Genomic DNA, 17,222 nt, shown 5'->3' with positions numbered 1-17,222 from the left:
TCTTTACAATGTGAAGAGCCCGAAGAACTGCTGCAGCGGCATGGCGTCCAACTGCGCCGGATTCTCGACCGCCGCCATGATCGCCTTGACCTGGTGCGCCGGAAGCTGGCCGCGCATGGCCGCCTCGAACTTCCGCAGCAGCACCGGGATGCCTTCGGCGCGACGCTTGCGGTGGCCGATCGGGTAGTCGATCGACACCTTCTCGGTGCTGCTGCCGTCCTTGAAGAACACCTGCACCGAGTTGCCGATGTAGCGCCTGGCGGGATCGAAGTAGTCCCGGGTGAATTGCGGGTTCTCGACTACCGTCATCCTGTCGCGCAACGCGTCGATGCGCGGATCGGCGGCCACGTCGTCGTTGTAGTCGCTGGCCACCAGCCGGCCGAAGATCAGCGGCACCGCCACCATGTACTGGATGCAGTGGTCGCGATCGGCGTAGTTCGCCAGCGGACCGGTCTTGTCGATGATGCGGCAGCCGGCCTCCTGCGTCTCGATCACGATCTTCTCGACCTGGTCGAGCCTGCCGGCCACTTCGCCATGCAGCTTCATCGCGCACTCCACCGCGGTCTGCGCGTGGAACTCGGCCGGGTAGCTGATCTTGAACAGCACGTTCTCCATCACGTAGCTGCCGAACGGACGCTCGAACTCGAACGGCTTGCCCTTGAACGCCACGTCGTAGAAGCCCCAGGTCTTCGCCGACAGCGCCGACGGATAGCCGACCACGCCGCGGTAGACCGCGTTGATCGCGTGGGTCACCGCGCGGCGGCAGGCGTCGCCGGCGGCCCAGCTCTTGCGCGGGCCGGTGTTCGGCGCGTGGCGGTAGGTGCGCAGCGCGCCGTTGTCGATCCAACTGTGCGATACCGCGGTGACGATCTGCTCCTTGCCGCCGCCGAGCATCGCCGTGGCCACCGCGGTGGAAGCCAGCCGCACCAGGATCACGTGGTCCTGGCCGACCCGGTTGAAACTGTTCAGCAGCGCATAGCAGCCCTGGATCTCGTGCGCCTTGATGGCGTAGCCGAGCACGTCGCGCACGGTCAGCGGCTGGCCGCCCTCGCGCTCCGCCTTGCGGCTGAGGTAGTCGCCCAACGCCAGGATGCTGCCGAGGTTGTCCGATGGGTGGCCCCATTCGGCCGCCAGCCAGGTGTCGTTGAAATCGAGCCAGCGGATCTGGGTACCGATCGCGAATGCCGCCTGCACCGGATCCAGCTCGTGGCTGGTGCCCGGCACGCGCGCACCGCCCGGCAGCGTGGCACCCGGCACCAGCGGCCCGAGGTGCTTGACGCACTCGGGGAACTTCATCGCCAGCATCGCGGTGCCCAGCGAGTCCAGCAGCATGTAGCGCGCGGTGTCGTAGGCTTCCTTCGAGTCGATCTGGTAATCGACCACGTAGTCGGCGATGTCGACCAGCGGCTGGTCGGGATCGGGACGGACGGCGGAGCGGATATCGTGCGCACTCATGGCGGATCTCGCGGCAGGGGAAAACCGCCATTTTAGCCGACCGGCATGCACCCCGTCGCTTGACCGCGATCGCGCCGCCCCCGACAATTCGGCAACACACCCCCCAAAAGGGAGTAGTTCCCGCGGCGGCTTCGCCTGCCCCGGTGTGGTGATCGTCAACACGGGCGATGCTTCGCTCCGGTCACCTCGGCAGCCATGCTGCGAACGAGACTTTTGCGGTGGCTGCGGGCCGCGCGCGTCCGCAGCTACTGCAATGTCCGACGCGCATGGAAACGCCCATGGAATTCACCAGTCCCGACTTTCTCTCCGGCCTGCTGGCCATCATCCTGCTCGACCTCGTTCTCGCCGGCGACAATGCCATCGTCATCGCCATGGCCGCCGTCCGCCTGCCCAGGGAACTGCAGAGGAAGGCCGTGTTCTGGGGCACGTTCGGCGCCGTCGCGGTTCGTTTCGTGCTCACCGCCGTCGTCGTCTACCTGCTCAAGCTGCCGGGACTGATGCTGGCGGGCGGCGTGCTGCTGCTGCCGATCGCCTGGAAACTGCTGAGCCACGGTGACGGGCAGAGCCCCGACATCAAGGCCGGCAACACGTTCTGGGCGGCATTGCGCACGATCATCGCCGCCGACGCGCTGATGGGCATGGACAACGTGCTGGCGATCGCCGGCGCGTCGAAGGGCCACCTCGTCCTAGTCATCCTTGGCCTGCTGATCAGCGTGCCGCTGGTGGTCTGGGGCTCGACCCTGATCCTGAAGCTGATCGACCGCTTCCCGATCATCATGTACGTCGGCGCCGCCGCGATCGCGATCACCGCCGGGCGCATGATCACCCACGACCCTCTGCTCAGCGGCTGGTTCGGCGCCCGCGGCTGGGCGAAGTACGGCCTGGATGCGCTAGCGGTGATCGGCATCTGCGGCGGCGGCTGGCTGGTGCAGTGGCGACGGTCGAAATCTGCTCCTCGCGGAACGGCGCCGCACGACGGCCCCGCCCTGCCCGGGGGCTGAGCGGATGGCCGGCGACGGCGACGGCCGCATGGAAAAGGGAGCCATCCGGCTCCCTTTTCCTTCGCGTCTCGAGGCGTGCGATCAGCGCTTGTCGATCGGCACGTAGGCCTGGTCTTCCGGGCCGGTGTAGTTCGCGCTGGGGCGGATGATCTTGCCGTCCTGGCGCTGTTCGATCACGTGCGCGCTCCAGCCGGAGGTGCGTGCGATCACGAACAGCGGCGTGAACATCGCGGTGGGCACGCCCATCATGTGGTACGCGCTGGCCGAGAACCAGTCGAGGTTCGGGAACATCTTCTTGAGCTCGCCCATCACCTTCTCGATCCGTTCGGAAACGTCGAACAGGGTCGGGTTGCCGCCGTCGGTGCAAAGCTTGCGCGAGACTTCCTTGATGATCTCGTTGCGCGGGTCGGACACGGTATACACCGGGTGGCCGAAGCCGATGATGATCTCCTTGCGCTCGACGCGGGCACGGATGTCGGCTTCCGCATCATTGGCGCTGCGGTAGCGCGCGATGATCTCCATCGCCACCTCGTTCGCACCGCCGTGCTTCGGGCCGCGCAGCGCACCGATCGCCCCGGTGATCGCCGAGTAGATGTCCGAACCGGTGCCGGCGATGACGCGGGCGGCGAAGGTCGAGGCATTGAACTCGTGCTCGGCGTACAGCACCAGCGACTTGTCCAGCGACTGCGCGTGCAGGTCGCTCGGCTTGCGTCCATGCAGCAGGTGCAGGAAGTGCGCGGCGATCGAGTCGTCGTCGGTCTCGGTCTCGATGCGCTTGCCGTTGTGGCTGAAGTGGTACCAATACAGCAGCATCGAGCCGAAGCTGGCCATCAGGCGGTCGGCGATGTCGCGTGCGCCGGTGACGTTGTGGTCGTCCTTCTCCGGCAGCACGGTGCCGAGCACCGAGCAGCCGGTGCGCAGCACGTCCATCGGGTGGGTGGCAGCCGGCAGCAGTTCCATAGCCGCCTTCACCGGCGCCGGCAGTCCGCGCAGGCGCTTCAGCTTGGCTTTGTAGTTCTGCAGCTCGGTCCAGTTCGGCAGCACGCCGTGCACCAGCAGGTAGGCCACTTCCTCGAAGCAGCCCTTGGCGGCGAGATCGTGGATGTCGTAGCCGCGGTAATGCAGGTCGTTGCCGCTGCGGCCGACCGTGCACAACGCGGTGTTGCCCGCGGCCACGCCGGACAGGGCGACGGATTTCTTGGCCTTGGGTATGGCTTGCTCGCTCATCGGGTGTCTCCTGTGATGCAGGGGTTTCGAACGGTGGGAAACGGAGCGTGTAGGAGCGCACCCTGTGCGCGATGACGCTTTTCGCCAAGAGCTTTCGCGCACAAGGTGCGCTCCTACAGCGGCAGCGTGTCAGCTCTTGTGGGAAAACAGCGTGTCGAGCTTGTCCTCGTAGGCGTGATAGCCGAGGAAGTCGTACAGCTGCTCGCGCGTCTGCAGGGTGTCGATGATGTTCTTCTGCGTGCCTTCGCGGCGCACGGTCTCGTAGAAGTTGAGCGCGGCCTTGTTCATCGCGCGATAGGCGCCGCAGCAGTACAGCGCGATGTCCACGTTCGCCGAGCGCAGCTCGTCGGTGGTGAAGAACGGGGTGGAGCCGAACTCGGTGAGGTTGGCGAGGATCGGCACCTTCACCGCGGCCTTGAACCTGCGGTAGTCGTCCAGCGTCTTCATCGCCTCGGGGAAGATCATGTCGGCGCCGGCCTCCACGTAGGCCACCGCGCGCTCGATCGCCGCGTCGATGCCTTCCTTCGCCGCCGCGTCGGTGCGCGCCATGATCACGAAGCCGGGATCGGTGCGCGCGTCCACCGCCGCCTTCACGCGGTCGACCATCTCCTCCTTCGGCACCACTTCCTTGCCAGGGCGATGGCCGCAGCGCTTCTGCCCGACCTGGTCTTCGATGTGCACCGCGGCCACGCCGACGTTGACGAAGGAACGGATCGTGCGCGCGATGTTGAACGCGCCGCCCCAGCCGGTGTCGATGTCGACCAGCAGCGGCAGCTGGGTGGCGTCCACGATGCGGCGGGCGTCGGTGAGCACGTCTTCCATCGTGCTGATGCCCAGGTCGGGCATGCCCAGCGAATTGGCGGCCACGCCGCCGCCGGACAGGTACAGCGCCTTGTAGCCGACCCGCTTGGCCATCAGGCCGGCATAGGCAGTGATCGCGCCCATGACCTGCAGGGGCTGTTCGGCGGCGAGGGCTGCGCGAAAACGTGCGCCGGGAGATGCTGGCTGTGTCATGTGGCCTCCATCAAAGCGCCCATTTTAGCCCATGCCAGTCCGCGGCCGGGATTGGACCTTCCGCCATGCGCGACGGGGTCGCCACGGCATCGGCCCGGCTGGGTTCGTGCCGCGGCGCAAGTTCCTGCGTGACGAATCCGCCGCCACCCCGTACATTCAGCCGGATGAGCACATCGACTCCTCTCGCAAAACGCATCCTCTGGGGCCTGGTGATCGGCGTGGTGGCCGCCGTGGCCACGCTGGGCATCGGCCAACTGCACCCGCCCACGCTGGCACTGATGCAAAAGGTGTCCGGCGCGGTGTTCGACCCGTTCGGGCAGATCTTCCTGCGCATGCTGTTCTTCGTGGTGATCCCGCTGGTGTTCACCTCGCTGGCCTCCGGCGTGGCCCAGCTCGGCCGGCTGGACCGGCTCGGCCCGCTGGCCGGCCGGACCTTCCTGCTGTTCTTCCTCAATATGGGCATCGCCGTGGCGATCGGCCTGGCGATGATGAACACGGTGCAGCCGGGCCACCACCTCGACGAGCAGGCGCGCATCCAGCTTATGCAGGAATACGGCGGCAGCGCGCAGCAGTCGATCGACAGGAAGGCGGCCCAGCCCGGCATGAGTTTCGGCACGCTGGTAGAGATGTTCATGCCGCGCAACCTGCTCGGCGCGGTGGCCGGCCCCAGCCGCGACGCACTGGGCGACGTGCTGCCGCTGATCGTGTTCGCGATCCTGGCCGGCGCGGCCGCCACCCAGCTCGGGGAGAAGGAACGCCGGCGGGTGCAGGCCGCCCTGGACACCATCACCGACCTGATGACGAAGATCGTCGGCTTCGCGCTGGAACTGGCTCCCTACGCGGTGCCGGCGATGATCTACAGCGTGATCGTCAAGGTCGGCGTGGACGTGCTGCTGGCGCTGTCGGTGTTCGTGGCCGGCTGCACCGTGGCGCTGGCGCTGCACCTGTTCGGCACCATGTCGCTGTGGCTGCGCTTCCTGGCCGGGCGTTCGCCACTGGAGTATTTCCGGCAAATCCGGCCGCTGCTGATTACCGCGTTCTCGACCAGTTCCAGCAACGCCTGCCTGCCCGCCTCGCTGGCGGTGGCGCATGACGAGCTGAAGCTCGCCCCCAGCACGGCCGGCTTCGTGCTGCCGCTGGGTGCGACCATGAACATGAGCGGCACCGCCCTGTTCGAGGGCTGCGTGGTGCTGTTCGTGGCGCAGGCGTTCGGCGTGGAACTCACCCTGAGCCACCAGGCCATCCTGATGCTGCTGTCGGTGCTCAGCGCGGTGGCCGTGGCCGGCATCCCGGGCGGCTCGCTGCCGATGATCGCCGGCCTGCTGGCCACGTTCGGCATCCCGCCCGAAGGCATCGGCATCATCATCGGCGTCGACCGCATCCTCGACATGATGCGCACCACGGTGAACGTGGGCAGCGACATCGTCACCGCCACGGTGGTCGACCACCAGCTGCGCGAGCGGCTCGCGGCCGCGCCGTAACTCCTTGCACGTGGCGCGGCCGGGCGGCGGGGCCTTGAAGCTGCCCCGCCCGGCCTCACCATCATGGATGGCCGAACGATAGCCACGACCAATCGCAACCATGCCGACAATCAATTAGATTTATGAAATCGCAGGCCGTAGCATTCCTCCATCCTCCAACCACCACGGGAAGCAAGCAACGATGTCCCTGATCAACACCGAAGTGAAACCGTTCAAGGCCCAGGCCCTCAAGGCCGGCAACTTCATCGAAGTCACCGACGCCAACCTGAAGGGCAAGTGGTCGGTCGTGTTCTTCTACCCGGCCGACTTCACCTTCGTCTGCCCGACGGAACTCGAAGACCTGGCCGACAACTACGCCGAGTTCCAGAAGCTGGGCGTGGAGATCTACTCGGTGTCCACCGACACTCACTTCGCCCACAAGGCCTGGCACGACACCTCCGACGCGGTGAAGAAGATCCAGTACACCATGGTCGGCGACCCCACCGGCACGATCAGCCGCAACTTCGAGGTGATGATCGAGGAAGCCGGCCTGGCCGACCGCGGCACCTTCGTGATCGACCCGGCAGGCAAGATCCAGATCGTCGAGATCAATGCCGGCGGCATCGGCCGCGACGCCTCCGAGCTGCTGCGCAAGGTCAAGGCCGCGCAGTACGTCGCCGCCCATCCGGGCGAGGTCTGCCCGGCCAAGTGGAAGGAAGGCGAGAAGACCCTGGCCCCGTCGCTGGACTTGGTCGGCAAGATCTGAGCGGTACCGCGCCATGCGCCACGGGCCCGGAGTTCTTCCGGGCCCGCACTACCGAAACACAAGCATGAAGCGACGCCCGGGTCCGCCCGGGTGCTCGCCACGCACACCCCGAAGAAACCCACGGAGCCCGCCATGTTGGATGCCAACCTCAAGACCCAGTTGAAGGCCTATCTGGAAAAGGTCACGCAGCCGATCGAGATCGTTGCGTCCCTGGATGACAGCGCCAAGTCCGCCGAACTGAACGAGCTGCTCGAGGAAATCGCGGCGCTGTCCGACCGGATCAGCCTGGTCCGCCGCGACGACGACGCGCGCAAGCCCTCGTTCGCGATCAACCGCGTCGGCAGCGACATCAGCGTGCGCTTCGCCGGCATTCCGCTGGGCCATGAATTCACCTCGCTCGTGCTGGCCCTGCTGCAGGTCGGTGGCCATCCGTCCAAGGCCGCGGCCGACGTGATCGAGCAGGTGAAGAACCTCGACGGCCCCGCCCCTGATGGCGTGTTCCGCTTCGAGACCTATTTCTCGCTGTCCTGCCAGAACTGTCCGGACGTAGTGCAGGCGCTGAACCTGATGAGCGTGCTGAACCCGAAAATCCGGCACGTCGCCATCGACGGCGCGCTGTACCAGGACGAAGTCGAAACACGCCAAGTGATGTCGGTGCCCACCGTGTTCCTCAACGGCGAGGTGTTCGACCAGGGCCGCATGAGCCTGGAGCAGATCCTGGCCAGGCTCGACACCGGTGCCGCGCAGCGCGAGGCCGAGAAGATCGAGGCCAAGGACGCGTTCGACGTGCTCGTCGTCGGCGGCGGCCCGGCCGGCGCCGCGGCGGCGATCTACGCCGCGCGCAAGGGCATACGCACCGGCGTGGCGGCCGAACGCTTCGGCGGCCAGGTGCTGGACACCATGGCGATCGAGAACTTCATCTCGGTCACCGCCACCGACGGCCCGAAGATGGGCGCGGCACTGGAGCAGCACGTCAAGGAATACGACGTCGACGTCATGAACCTGCAGAGCGCCGAGAAGCTGGTGCCGGCCAGCGACGCCACCGGCGGCCTGGTCGAGGTCCGGCTGGCCAACGGCGCCACCCTGAAATCGAAAACCGTGATCCTTTCCACCGGCGCACGCTGGCGGCAGATGGGCGTGCCCGGCGAAGACGAGTACCGCAACAAGGGCGTGGCCTATTGCCCGCACTGCGACGGCCCGCTGTTCAAGGGCAAGCGCGTGGCGGTGATCGGCGGCGGCAACTCCGGCGTGGAGGCCGCGATCGACCTGGCCGGCATCGTGGCCCACGTCACCCTGGTCGAGTTCGACGGCAAGCTGCGCGCGGACGAGGTGCTGCAGCGCAAGCTGCGCAGTCTTCCCAACGTCGACGTGGTCGTCAGCGCGCAGAGCACCGAGGTGCTGGGCGACGGGCAGAAAGTCACCGGCCTGGTCTACAAGGATCGCGTCGATGGCGTGATGCACAGCCTCGAACTGGAAGGCATCTTCGTGCAGATCGGCCTGCTGCCGAACACCGAATGGCTGAAGGGCACGCTGGAACTGTCCCCGCGCGGCGAGATCGTCATCGACGCACGCGGCCAGACCTCGCTGCCCGGCGTGTTCGCCGCCGGCGACGCCACCACGGTGCCGTACAAGCAGATCGTGATCGCGATGGGCGCCGGCTCCACCGCCGCGCTGGGCGCGTTCGACCACCTGATCCGCAGCCCGGTGGCCGCCGCGAAACCGGAAAAGCAAGCGGTGGCAGCCTGACCGCAAAAAAACGGGTGTAGGAGCGCACCCTGTGCGCGATGGCTCTAACGTCGATCGACGCGAAGAGCTTCGTAGGGCGGGCACCGCCCGCCGGCTTTTCGATGCGCTGCGACTATCGTCGGGCAAGCAAGAGCGGCGGGCCGTGCCCGCCCTACAACGGATCAGCTACCCTGGTCGGGGCCACGCTCCAGCGCACGGCGGATATCGTCCAGCGCGCCCGGATCATCCAGCGTGGACAGATCCCCCGGATCGCGCTGCTCCGCCAGCGCCTGCAGCGAGCGGCGCAGCAGCTTGCCGGAACGGGTCTTCGGCAAGGCATTCACCACGTAGACGCGCGACGGTTTCGCCACGCCGCCGAGCTGGTCGACTACGCGCTGCTGCATCGCCTTCGCCACCGCGCCGGCGCCGTCGCCGGCGTCCTGCTTGAGCGTGGCGAACACGATCGGCACCTGCCCTTTCAATTCATCCCTCACGCCGATCACCGCCGCCTCGGCCACTGCCGGGTGGCTGGCCACCGATTCCTCGATCTCGCGCGTGCCCAGGCGATGGCCGGCCACGTTGATCACGTCGTCGGTACGGCCGAGCACGAACGTGTAGCCGTCCTCGTCGCGCACGGCCCAGTCCAGCGAGCTGTACAGCAGCTCGCGGAAGTGGCTGAAGTAGCTGTGCACGTAGCGGTCGTCGTCGCGCCACACGGTCGTCAGGCAACCCGGCGGCAGCGGCGGCTGGAACACCAGCACGCCCTTGGTTCCGGCCGCGACTTCCTTGCCGGTGTTCTCGTCGATCACCTTCATCCGGTAGCCCGGCGCCGGCAGGCCGGGCGAGCCGAACTTCACCGTCTTCAGCTCCAGCCCCGGCATCAGGGTGATCGCCGGCCAGCCCGTCTCGGTCTGCCAGTAGTTGTCGATCACCGGCACGCCGAGCGCGCCGGTGATCCACTGCGCGGTCGGCTCGTCCAGCGGCTCCCCGGCGAGGAACAGCCATTTCAGCTTCGACAGGTCGTACTTCTTCAGCCAGCTCTCATCCTGCTTCTTCAGCACGCGGATCGCGGTAGGCGAGGAGAACATCGTGCGCACGCCGTACTGCTCGCACAGCCGCCACCAGATGCCCGCATCCGGCCGCGTCGGCAGGCCCTCGTACAACAAACTGGTGGCACCGCCGATCAGCGGACCGTAGACGTTGTAGGAATGCCCCACCGCCCAGCCCACGTCCGAGGTGGCGAACATCACCTGCCCCGGCGCGATGTCGAACACCTGGCGGATCGACAGCGCCATCGCCACCGCGTAACCGCCCACGTCGCGCTGCACGCCCTTCGGCTTGCCGGTGGTGCCGGAGGTGTACAGCAGATAGCTCGGCTCGTTCGACTCCAGCCACGCCACCGGCACCTCGGCATCCTCGTGGCGCGCGCGCAGCTCGGCGTAGTCGAGGTCGCGCCCGGCCACCCGGGTCATCTGCGGATCGAGCTTGCGGTCGACGATCAGCACGTGCGGCGGCGGCGCCGAGGCCTCGTTCAGCGCCGCGTCGACCAGCGGCTTGTACGGAATCACCTTGCCCGCGCGCATGCCGGCATCGGCGCAGACCAGCAGCTTCGGCTGCGCGTCGTCGATGCGCAACGCCAGGTTGTGCGCGGCGAAGCCGCCGAACACCACCGAATGGATCGCGCCGATGCGCGCGCAGGCCAGCATCGCGAACACCGCCTCGGCGATGTTCGGCAGGTAGATCACCACGCGGTCGCCCTTGCCCACGTCCAGCGACTGCAGCACGGCGGCGAACGCGTTTACCTCGCGATGCAGCTGGCGGTAGGTGAACTCGCGCGTGATGTCGGTCTCGCTGGAAACCGCCACCAGCGCCAGTTGCTCCGCGCGTTCGGCCAGGTGCCGGTCGACCGCGTTGTAGCAGAGGTTGGTGGTGCCGCCGACGAACCAGCGACGGAACGGCGGGTTCGACTGGTCGAGGATCTGCCGCGGCGGCGTATCCCAGTGGATCAACCGGGCCTGCTCGGCCCAGAACTGCTCCGGCGCCTCGACCGACTGCCGGTAGAAATCCTCGTAACGCATGCGCGCGCTCCCGCGGTCTCGATGCCACAGTCTGTACCAGACCCGCCGTGGCACGGCAGTCGACCATGGTCGAAGCGTCGTACCCGCGAAGCCGTCCCCGCCGGCGGGTCAATCGGGAGGTTGGTGTCCCCGCCTGGAAGGGAACGTGGGCAACTGCCAGCCGTATTGCAGCGACAGCTGGCGCAACCCGCTGCTGAGCAGAATCCCCACCCAGGGCACCCATTGCGTCGACCAGCCGAAGTGTTCGCCGGCGACCTCGAAGCCTGCACCCAGCAGGGCCGCCGAGGCGTAGATCTCCTTCTGCAGGATCAATGGCACCCGGTTCAGCAATACGTCGCGCATCACGCCGCCACCGACGGCAGTGACCATGCCCAGCAATACGGCGGTTTCCACGTTCTGCCCGTGGAGCAAGGCCTTGTGCGCGCCGGCGACCGCGAAGAAGCCCATGCCAAGGCCGTCGAAGAACCGTACCGGATGCGCGAGGCGCGCCACCCACGGATAGGCACCGATGACCGCCAGCACGGCCAGGATCGATACCGCCATGTAGCGCCAGACGGACAGACCCGTCGGCGGAATCGCCCCGATGCACAGGTCACGGACGATGCCGCCGCCGCAGGCCACGAGGAAGGCCAGGGCGATGATGCCGAACAGGTCGAGGTTGCGCTGTTTCGCCGCCGTGGCGCCGCTCAACGCGAACACGAAGGTTCCGGTCAGGTCCAGCAGCGCGAACAGCAGCGTCTCGTTCATGCAGCGCGCCCGCCCGGCCCCGGCCGCACCGGCGCAAGTCCGCGGGCGCGATCACCGAACCGCGACGTGAGGGCCGGTGCGGCACCGGCAGTCGCCTGTGCATGGTTGCCGGTCAACGGATAACTGCTCAGCATGGTGAACTCCGGGTCGCGCTCCGCGCCTTCATGATAGTGACCTCGCGGTGGCGGGAACCAGCAGGGCTGGTCGAGCGGCTGGCTGCCGGCGCGCATCCGGCCTTCGGCGTCACCGGAGGGGATCGTAGGTTCCATGCCGGTAGATACGACCGGCGCGCATCACGAAGTCCACGTTCGCCGTGGCCGCGATGTCGGCAACCGGGTCACCGGGCATCGCCACGATGTCCGCCTGCCGACCGGGTTCGATCACGCCGATGTCGTTCCGCTGCAGCAGTTCGGCCGCGACGCTGGTGGCCGCCTTCAACGCGCGCAGCGGGGACAACCCGGCGGCCACCATCGCCTGGAACTCGAGGATGCCGTGGCTGAAGGGGAACATGCCGCAATCCGTGCCGTAGGCGATCTTCGCGTGGCTGTTCGCCATCCGCCGCTGTGCGGTCTCGATGGCGTCCACATCGCGGCTGAACTTCCAGGTCGCCTGTGCGGGAAGCCGGTGCGCTTCCAGCAAGGCCTTGTCCTCGCGCGTCATCTGCATGGTCGGCACCAGGAAGGCTCCGTTCTTCTCGGCCATCCGGATGCCCTCGTCGTCGATCAGGTAGCAATGCTCCAGGCTGCGCGCACCGGCCCGCAGCGCCTGCCTGCATCCCTCGGCTGCCCCGGTGTGCACCGCCACCGGCAAGCCCAGCTGGTGCGCCGCCTCCGCCAGGCACTGCATTTCTTCTTCGAACCAGGTCACCCGCGCCGGGTCGTCGCCGAAGCTCATGTAGCCGCCCGTGTTCATGGTCTTGATCCAGTCGCCGCCGAAGGCATGCTCCATGCGCACCAGTTCGCGGATCCTGCCCGGCGAGTCGGCCACCTTCGACAGGCCCAGGTGACAGCGGCACGGGAACGCTCCCTGCATGTCGGCATGCCCGCCGGTGGCGCTGATCATGTGCGCGGCGACGACCAGCCGCGGGCCATGCACCAGTCCGCCGTCGATGGCGTCGCGCAGGTTGACCGTGGGCCATTCCGCATCGAGCGTGCCCATGTCGCGCAGCGTGGTGAATCCGCAGCGCATGTACTGCTGCGCCAGATGCAAGCCGCCCAACGCCTTGGTCGCCGGACACTGCAGGGTCTGCTGGCGCAGGTTGAGGCCGTCGATGCAGAGATGGACGTGGGTGTCGATGAACCCCGGCATGACCGTGCGGTCGGAGAGGTCCACCACGCGGGCACCCGACGGATGCCCTGTCGACGCGCCCCGCTCGACGATGCGACCGTCTTCGATGCGTATCTCGACCGGGCCGGTGAGCGCGTCGCCGATGCCGTCGAACAGCCTGCCGCATACCAGGATAGTCGCAGCCATTCCCGTACCTTCCGCCGCCCGGCCGCCATCACGACACCCCGCTGTTCCGGCGTCTGCCCGGAAACGCCGGCGGGCCCCTGCAATCGCGGCGATTTAAGCAAGAAGGCATGTACAAGCTGCGTGACGGCCGTACCCCTACTTCGCGTCACGCGGGCGCAAACGACGACGGGCCGGCAAGGCCGGCCCGTCGATCGCCTTCCGGTTCCGGGAAGGGCGGCTTACTTCTTCGCGAACAGGTGCTCGACGCCGGCGCGCTCTTCGCGCAGCTCCTTGTCGGTGGCGTCCATGCGGGCGCGCGAGAACGCGTTGATCTCCAGTCCCTGCACGATGGCGTACTTGCCGTTCTTCACGGTCACCGGGTAGCCGTAGATCACGCCCGGCGCGATGCCGTAGGAGCCGTCCGACGGGATGCCCATCGAGGCCCAGTCACCCTCTTCCGTGCCCAGCGCCCAGGTGCGCATGTGGTCGATCGCGGCCGACGCCGCCGACGCCGCCGATGAAGCGCCGCGCGCCTTGATGATCGCCGCGCCGCGCTGCTGCACGGTGGGGATGAAGTCGCTCTCGTACCAGGCCTGGTCGACCAGCGACAGCGCCGGCTTGCCGCCCACGGTGGCGTGGTACAGGTCCGGATACTGGGTGGAGCTGTGGTTGCCCCAGATCGTCATCTTCTTCACGTCGGTGTTGTGCTTGCCGGTCTTCTCGGCGAGCTGGCTCTTGGCGCGGTTGTGGTCGAGGCGGACCATCGCGGTGAAGCACTTCGGATCCAGGTCCGGGGCGTTCTGCTGGGCGATCAGCGCATTGGTGTTGGCCGGGTTGCCCACCACCAGCACCCTCACGTCGCGCTTGGCATGCGCGTTCAGCGCCTTGCCCTGCGGGCCGAAGATCGCACCGTTCGCCTCCAGCAGATCCTTGCGCTCCATGCCGGGTCCGCGCGGACGGGCACCGACCAGCAGCGCGTAGTCGACGTCCTTGAACGCGACGTTGGCGTCGTCGGTGGCGACCACGCCGGCCAGGGTCGGAAACGCGCAGTCGTTCAGTTCCATCACCACGCCCTGCAGCGACGGCAGCGCCGGGGTGATTTCCAACAGGTGCAGGATCACCGGCTGGTCCGGGCCCAGCATGTCGCCGGCGGCAATACGGAACAGCAAGGCGTAACCGATCTGGCCGGCGGCGCCGGTGACGGCAACTCGAACGGGGGCTTTCATGGACAGTGACTCCTTCTTGGGATGTTCATTTTATGTAGGGGCGCACCCTGTGCGCGATGCTTTTCGTCACGTAGCGAAGAGCCATCGCGCACAAGGTGCGCTCCTGCAGGTGATGTATTCAGCTCAGCTCGGCGAAGAACTGCTGGATGCGTTGCAGGCCCGGCTGCAATTGTGCGGTCGGGCAGGTGTAGGAAATGCGCATCGCGCGCGGCTCGCCGAAGGCGGAGCCCGGCACGCAGGCGACGCCCTTGGCTTCCAGCAGCGCGGCGCAGAACTCCACGTCGTTGTGGATCCTCGTGCCGCCATGGCTCTTGCCGAACGCCACGGAAACGTCGGGGAACGCATAGAACGCACCCTGCGGCCGCGGGCAGACCACGCCGGGGATCGCCTCGAGCGCGGCGACCACGATGTCGCGCTTGCCGGCGAACTCGGCGCACTTCGCCCGCAGGATGTCCTGCGGTCCGCTGAACGCGGCCACTGCCGCCGCCGTGATCACTTCCGGCAGGCTGGTGATGTGGTTGGAATTGAGCGTGGTGATGGCCTTGGCCACCGCCTCGGGGCCGGCCACCAGGCCCACGCGCCAACCCGGCATGCCGTAGGTCTTGGACACCGAGTCGACGAAGATCACCCGCTCGCGCAGTTCGGGCCGGGCGAACACGAAGTTGTGGTAGCCGATGCCGTCGAACACCATCGAGTTGTAGATGTCGTCGGTGATCACCCAGGTGTCCGGGTGCTTCGCCAGCACGTCGGCCAGCGCGGCGATCTCCCCCGCGGTATAGACCATGCCGGTGGGGTTGGACGGGTTGTTGAACAGGAACACCTTCGGCTTGCGCGCCAGCGCGGCATCGAGCTGGGCCGGGGTGAGCTTGTAGTTCTGCTCCGGCCCGCAGTGCATCACGTTGGCCTTCGCGCCCACGATGTCGGCGATGTCGCGGTAGGTGGTCCAGTACGGCGCGGCGAAGCAGATCTCGTCGCCCTCGTCCAGCAGCGCCTCGGCCAGGTTGTACAGCACCTGCTTGGCGCCGATGCCGATCGACAGGTTCATCCTGGTGTAGCCGGTGAAGCCCAGCGCCTCGATGTGCTTGAGGAACGCATCCAGCAAGGCCTCGGCACCGCGGTTGCTGCCGTACTGGCCGGAGTCGTGCGACAGCGACTCGCGCGCGGCGGCGTACACGTGCTCGCCCGGCAGGAAATTCGGCACGCCGATGGAGAAGCTGATGATGTCGCGGCCCGCGGCCTTGAGCTGCTTCGCCTTCTCGGCAATCACCATGATCGCGCTGGGTTTGGCGCGGCCGACGCGCTGGGCGAGATGGGGCATGGGTTCCTCGACGTCAGGGGGTGCGGTCTGCAAACCCGCGAATTTTAGCATGCGGCGCTACGGCATCCAGCGAGCCGCAAAACCTTGCGACATCAAGTGCCTATGGCGCCATTCGGCCAAATCCATGCATGATGCGGTCGCCGCCGCACCATCGTGCACACGGTCGCTGGTGGAATTGGTCGAGTCAACAACAACCCGGGAGGTAGATGTCCATGTTCCACCTGATATGGTCCATCATCGTTGGCTTCTTCGTCGGTCTGATCGGCAAGTTTCTCCTCGTCCACATCTTCCATGCCGACATACACCTCGGCTTCTGGCTGACGGCCATCGTCGGCATCGTAGGTTCGGTCATCGGCGGCCTGATCGGCAGGATGATCAGCGCGCCGCCGCCCGATTCCAAGTTCCATACGGCCGGCTTCCTGATGTCCATCGTGGGCGCCGTCATCCTGCTGCTGGTCGTGCACTTCGTGGTCCACTGACCGTCGTCGGCAGCCGGGGCGCGAGCGTCCGCCTCGGCAAGCCGTGCAAAAAAGAAAACGGCGGGGTGACTCCCGCCGTTTTCTTTTCGTGAACCGCTCCGGTTTCAGGCCGGCTGTTTCAGGCCCTGCCACCGATCAGCTTGCCGGCAAGGCCTTCAAGCATGCCGAGATCGAAACCGCCGCCCTGCTGGCCGGCAGCCGGAGCCTGGCCATCCGGCGTCAGGTGATCGACCGCATGCGGCAGCACCTGCGACAGCCCGTTGAGCACCACGCTGGGATCGACGCCGAGCTTGCTGGCGGCCTCCTGCACAACCGAGCCCATGCCGCCACTCTGCAACGCCTGGCCGAGCTGCTCGCCGGAAACCGGCTGATTGGCGCCGGTGCCGATCCACGACTGCACGGCATCGCCCAGCCCGTGCTGCTGCAGCATGCTGGCCAGGCCCTGCACCCCGCCGGCCTGCTGCAGCAACTGGCCCGCCACGCCAATCAGCGAACCCGTCCCGCCGGCCTGTTGCCCCTGTCCTCCGAGCAGACTGTCGAGGAATGACATGGTCGTTCTCCTTCATCAAGTGAATGGGCGCGTCGCCTGCCGATCATAGACACGCGAAACCGCATTTGTCATGACGTCCGCGCACAAAAAGAAACCGCCGGCTGGGACCGGCGGTTTCCTGTGCATCCATGGCAAGAATTCAGCCGCGCCGATCGAGCACCGCGTTCCATTCCGCCACGCGGTCGGCCTGCGCCGCCAGCAACGCGTCGACATCGCCCTCGACGGTGACCTTCCCGATCGTGTCGCCCTGCCGGATCGCGTTGACCACGTCCATGTCGGCCGCGTCGACCACTTCGCCGAACACGCTGTGCTTGCCGTCCAGCCACGGCGTCGGACCGTGGGTGATGAAGAACTGGCTGCCGTTGGTACGCGGGCCGGCATTCGCCATCGACAGCACGCCCGGCTTGTCATGGCGCAGCGACGGGTTGAACTCGTCCTCGAACTTGTAGCCCGGACCGCCGCGGCCGCTGCCCTCGGGGCAACCGCCCTGGATCATGAAATCGGCGATCACGCGGTGGAACGACAGGCCATCGTAGTAGCCGCGACGGGCCAGGTTGACGAAGCTGGCCACCGTCACCGGCGCCCTGTCTTCATGCAGGCGCAGGTGGATCGGGCCGCGGTTGGTGGTGAAGGTGACGTTGATGGTCATCGCGAATCCTTGGGTTTGAAAGCTGCTTCGCGCCACGACACGGGCACGAGGGCTGCCAAGAATAACCCAGCGCAC

General features: G+C 67.0%; 15 protein-coding genes. 5 read left to right on the top strand and 10 right to left on the bottom strand.

All coding sequences use genetic code 11. The features are described 5' to 3' along the window. Positions 1-3: 3 nt before the first annotated feature. Positions 4-1,455: a bifunctional 2-methylcitrate dehydratase/aconitate hydratase gene (locus tag RHOFW104R8_RS04905; RefSeq protein ID WP_068091564.1), complete on the bottom strand. Its 1,452-nt coding sequence runs from the start codon at positions 1,453-1,455 to the stop codon at positions 4-6. 278 nt (positions 1,456-1,733) lie between these two features. Between RHOFW104R8_RS04905 and RHOFW104R8_RS04900 the strand changes: the two genes are divergently transcribed. Next, entirely contained in the window at positions 1,734-2,456 is a 723-nt protein-coding gene (locus RHOFW104R8_RS04900) for a TerC family protein (protein ID WP_068091567.1), read from the top strand. 81 nt (positions 2,457-2,537) lie between these two features. Here the strand turns inward: RHOFW104R8_RS04900 and prpC are convergent, their stop codons facing one another. Continuing rightward, positions 2,538-3,683 carry a 2-methylcitrate synthase gene (gene prpC / locus RHOFW104R8_RS04895; RefSeq protein WP_068091570.1) on the bottom strand — a complete coding sequence of 382 codons (1,146 nt, stop codon included), beginning with the start codon at positions 3,681-3,683 and terminating at the stop codon, positions 2,538-2,540. A gap of 129 nt (positions 3,684-3,812) precedes the next feature. Continuing rightward, positions 3,813-4,697 carry a methylisocitrate lyase gene (gene prpB / locus RHOFW104R8_RS04890; RefSeq protein ID WP_068091573.1) on the bottom strand — a complete coding sequence of 295 codons (885 nt, stop codon included), beginning with the start codon at positions 4,695-4,697 and terminating at the stop codon, positions 3,813-3,815. 164 nt (positions 4,698-4,861) lie between these two features. Here prpB and RHOFW104R8_RS04885 point away from each other — a divergent pair, with 164 nt between their 5' ends. The 3 genes from RHOFW104R8_RS04885 (at position 4,862) to ahpF (ending at position 8,669) form a co-directional block, all read left to right on the top strand. Further along, entirely contained in the window at positions 4,862-6,178 is a 1,317-nt protein-coding gene (locus tag RHOFW104R8_RS04885; protein WP_082823534.1) for a dicarboxylate/amino acid:cation symporter, read from the top strand. 181 nt (positions 6,179-6,359) lie between these two features. After that, the gene (gene ahpC, locus RHOFW104R8_RS04880; RefSeq protein ID WP_068091578.1) at positions 6,360-6,923 is read left to right on the top strand and encodes an alkyl hydroperoxide reductase subunit C; all 564 of its coding nucleotides are present in this window, start codon (positions 6,360-6,362) and stop codon (positions 6,921-6,923) included. Between the two features lie 132 nt (positions 6,924-7,055). Beyond that, positions 7,056-8,669, top strand: a complete 1,614-nt coding sequence (ahpF, locus tag RHOFW104R8_RS04875; protein WP_068091710.1) for an alkyl hydroperoxide reductase subunit F — start codon at positions 7,056-7,058, stop codon at positions 8,667-8,669. A 161-nt stretch (positions 8,670-8,830) separates the two neighbouring features. Here the strand turns inward: ahpF and prpE are convergent, their stop codons facing one another. The 5 genes from prpE to RHOFW104R8_RS04850 form a co-directional block, all read right to left on the bottom strand. Beyond that, positions 8,831-10,726 (bottom strand): propionate--CoA ligase, encoded by a 1,896-nt coding sequence (gene prpE, locus RHOFW104R8_RS04870; RefSeq protein WP_068091580.1) that lies wholly within the window; start codon positions 10,724-10,726, stop codon positions 8,831-8,833. 108 nt (positions 10,727-10,834) lie between these two features. Continuing rightward, a complete protein-coding gene (locus tag RHOFW104R8_RS04865) occupies positions 10,835-11,473 on the bottom strand; it encodes a trimeric intracellular cation channel family protein (RefSeq protein WP_068091583.1) in 639 nt (212 codons plus the stop codon). A 243-nt stretch (positions 11,474-11,716) separates the two neighbouring features. Next, the gene (locus RHOFW104R8_RS04860; protein WP_068091586.1) at positions 11,717-12,946 is read right to left on the bottom strand and encodes an amidohydrolase family protein; all 1,230 of its coding nucleotides are present in this window, start codon (positions 12,944-12,946) and stop codon (positions 11,717-11,719) included. Positions 12,947-13,164: 218 nt separating this feature from the next. Continuing rightward, a complete protein-coding gene (locus RHOFW104R8_RS04855; protein ID WP_068091589.1) occupies positions 13,165-14,151 on the bottom strand; it encodes a malate dehydrogenase in 987 nt (328 codons plus the stop codon). Positions 14,152-14,269: 118 nt separating this feature from the next. Further along, positions 14,270-15,469 (bottom strand): pyridoxal phosphate-dependent aminotransferase, encoded by a 1,200-nt coding sequence (locus RHOFW104R8_RS04850; RefSeq protein ID WP_068091592.1) that lies wholly within the window; start codon positions 15,467-15,469, stop codon positions 14,270-14,272. A 212-nt stretch (positions 15,470-15,681) separates the two neighbouring features. Here RHOFW104R8_RS04850 and RHOFW104R8_RS04845 point away from each other — a divergent pair, with 212 nt between their 5' ends. Next, a complete protein-coding gene (locus RHOFW104R8_RS04845; RefSeq protein ID WP_068091594.1) occupies positions 15,682-15,948 on the top strand; it encodes a GlsB/YeaQ/YmgE family stress response membrane protein in 267 nt (88 codons plus the stop codon). Between the two features lie 118 nt (positions 15,949-16,066). Here the strand turns inward: RHOFW104R8_RS04845 and RHOFW104R8_RS04840 are convergent, their stop codons facing one another. Next, positions 16,067-16,498: a YidB family protein gene (locus RHOFW104R8_RS04840; RefSeq protein WP_068091596.1), complete on the bottom strand. Its 432-nt coding sequence runs from the start codon at positions 16,496-16,498 to the stop codon at positions 16,067-16,069. 139 nt (positions 16,499-16,637) lie between these two features. Beyond that, positions 16,638-17,147, bottom strand: a complete 510-nt coding sequence (locus RHOFW104R8_RS04835; RefSeq protein WP_068091598.1) for a peptidylprolyl isomerase — start codon at positions 17,145-17,147, stop codon at positions 16,638-16,640. Positions 17,148-17,222: the final 75 nt, after the last annotated feature.

Origin of the sequence: Rhodanobacter sp. FW104-R8 (genome assembly GCF_001617365.1) — a bacterium.
Taxonomy (GTDB): domain Bacteria; phylum Pseudomonadota; class Gammaproteobacteria; order Xanthomonadales; family Rhodanobacteraceae; genus Rhodanobacter.
The sequence above is the reverse complement of the archived record's forward strand: the minus strand, read 5'-3'. Positions and strand labels throughout refer to the sequence as shown.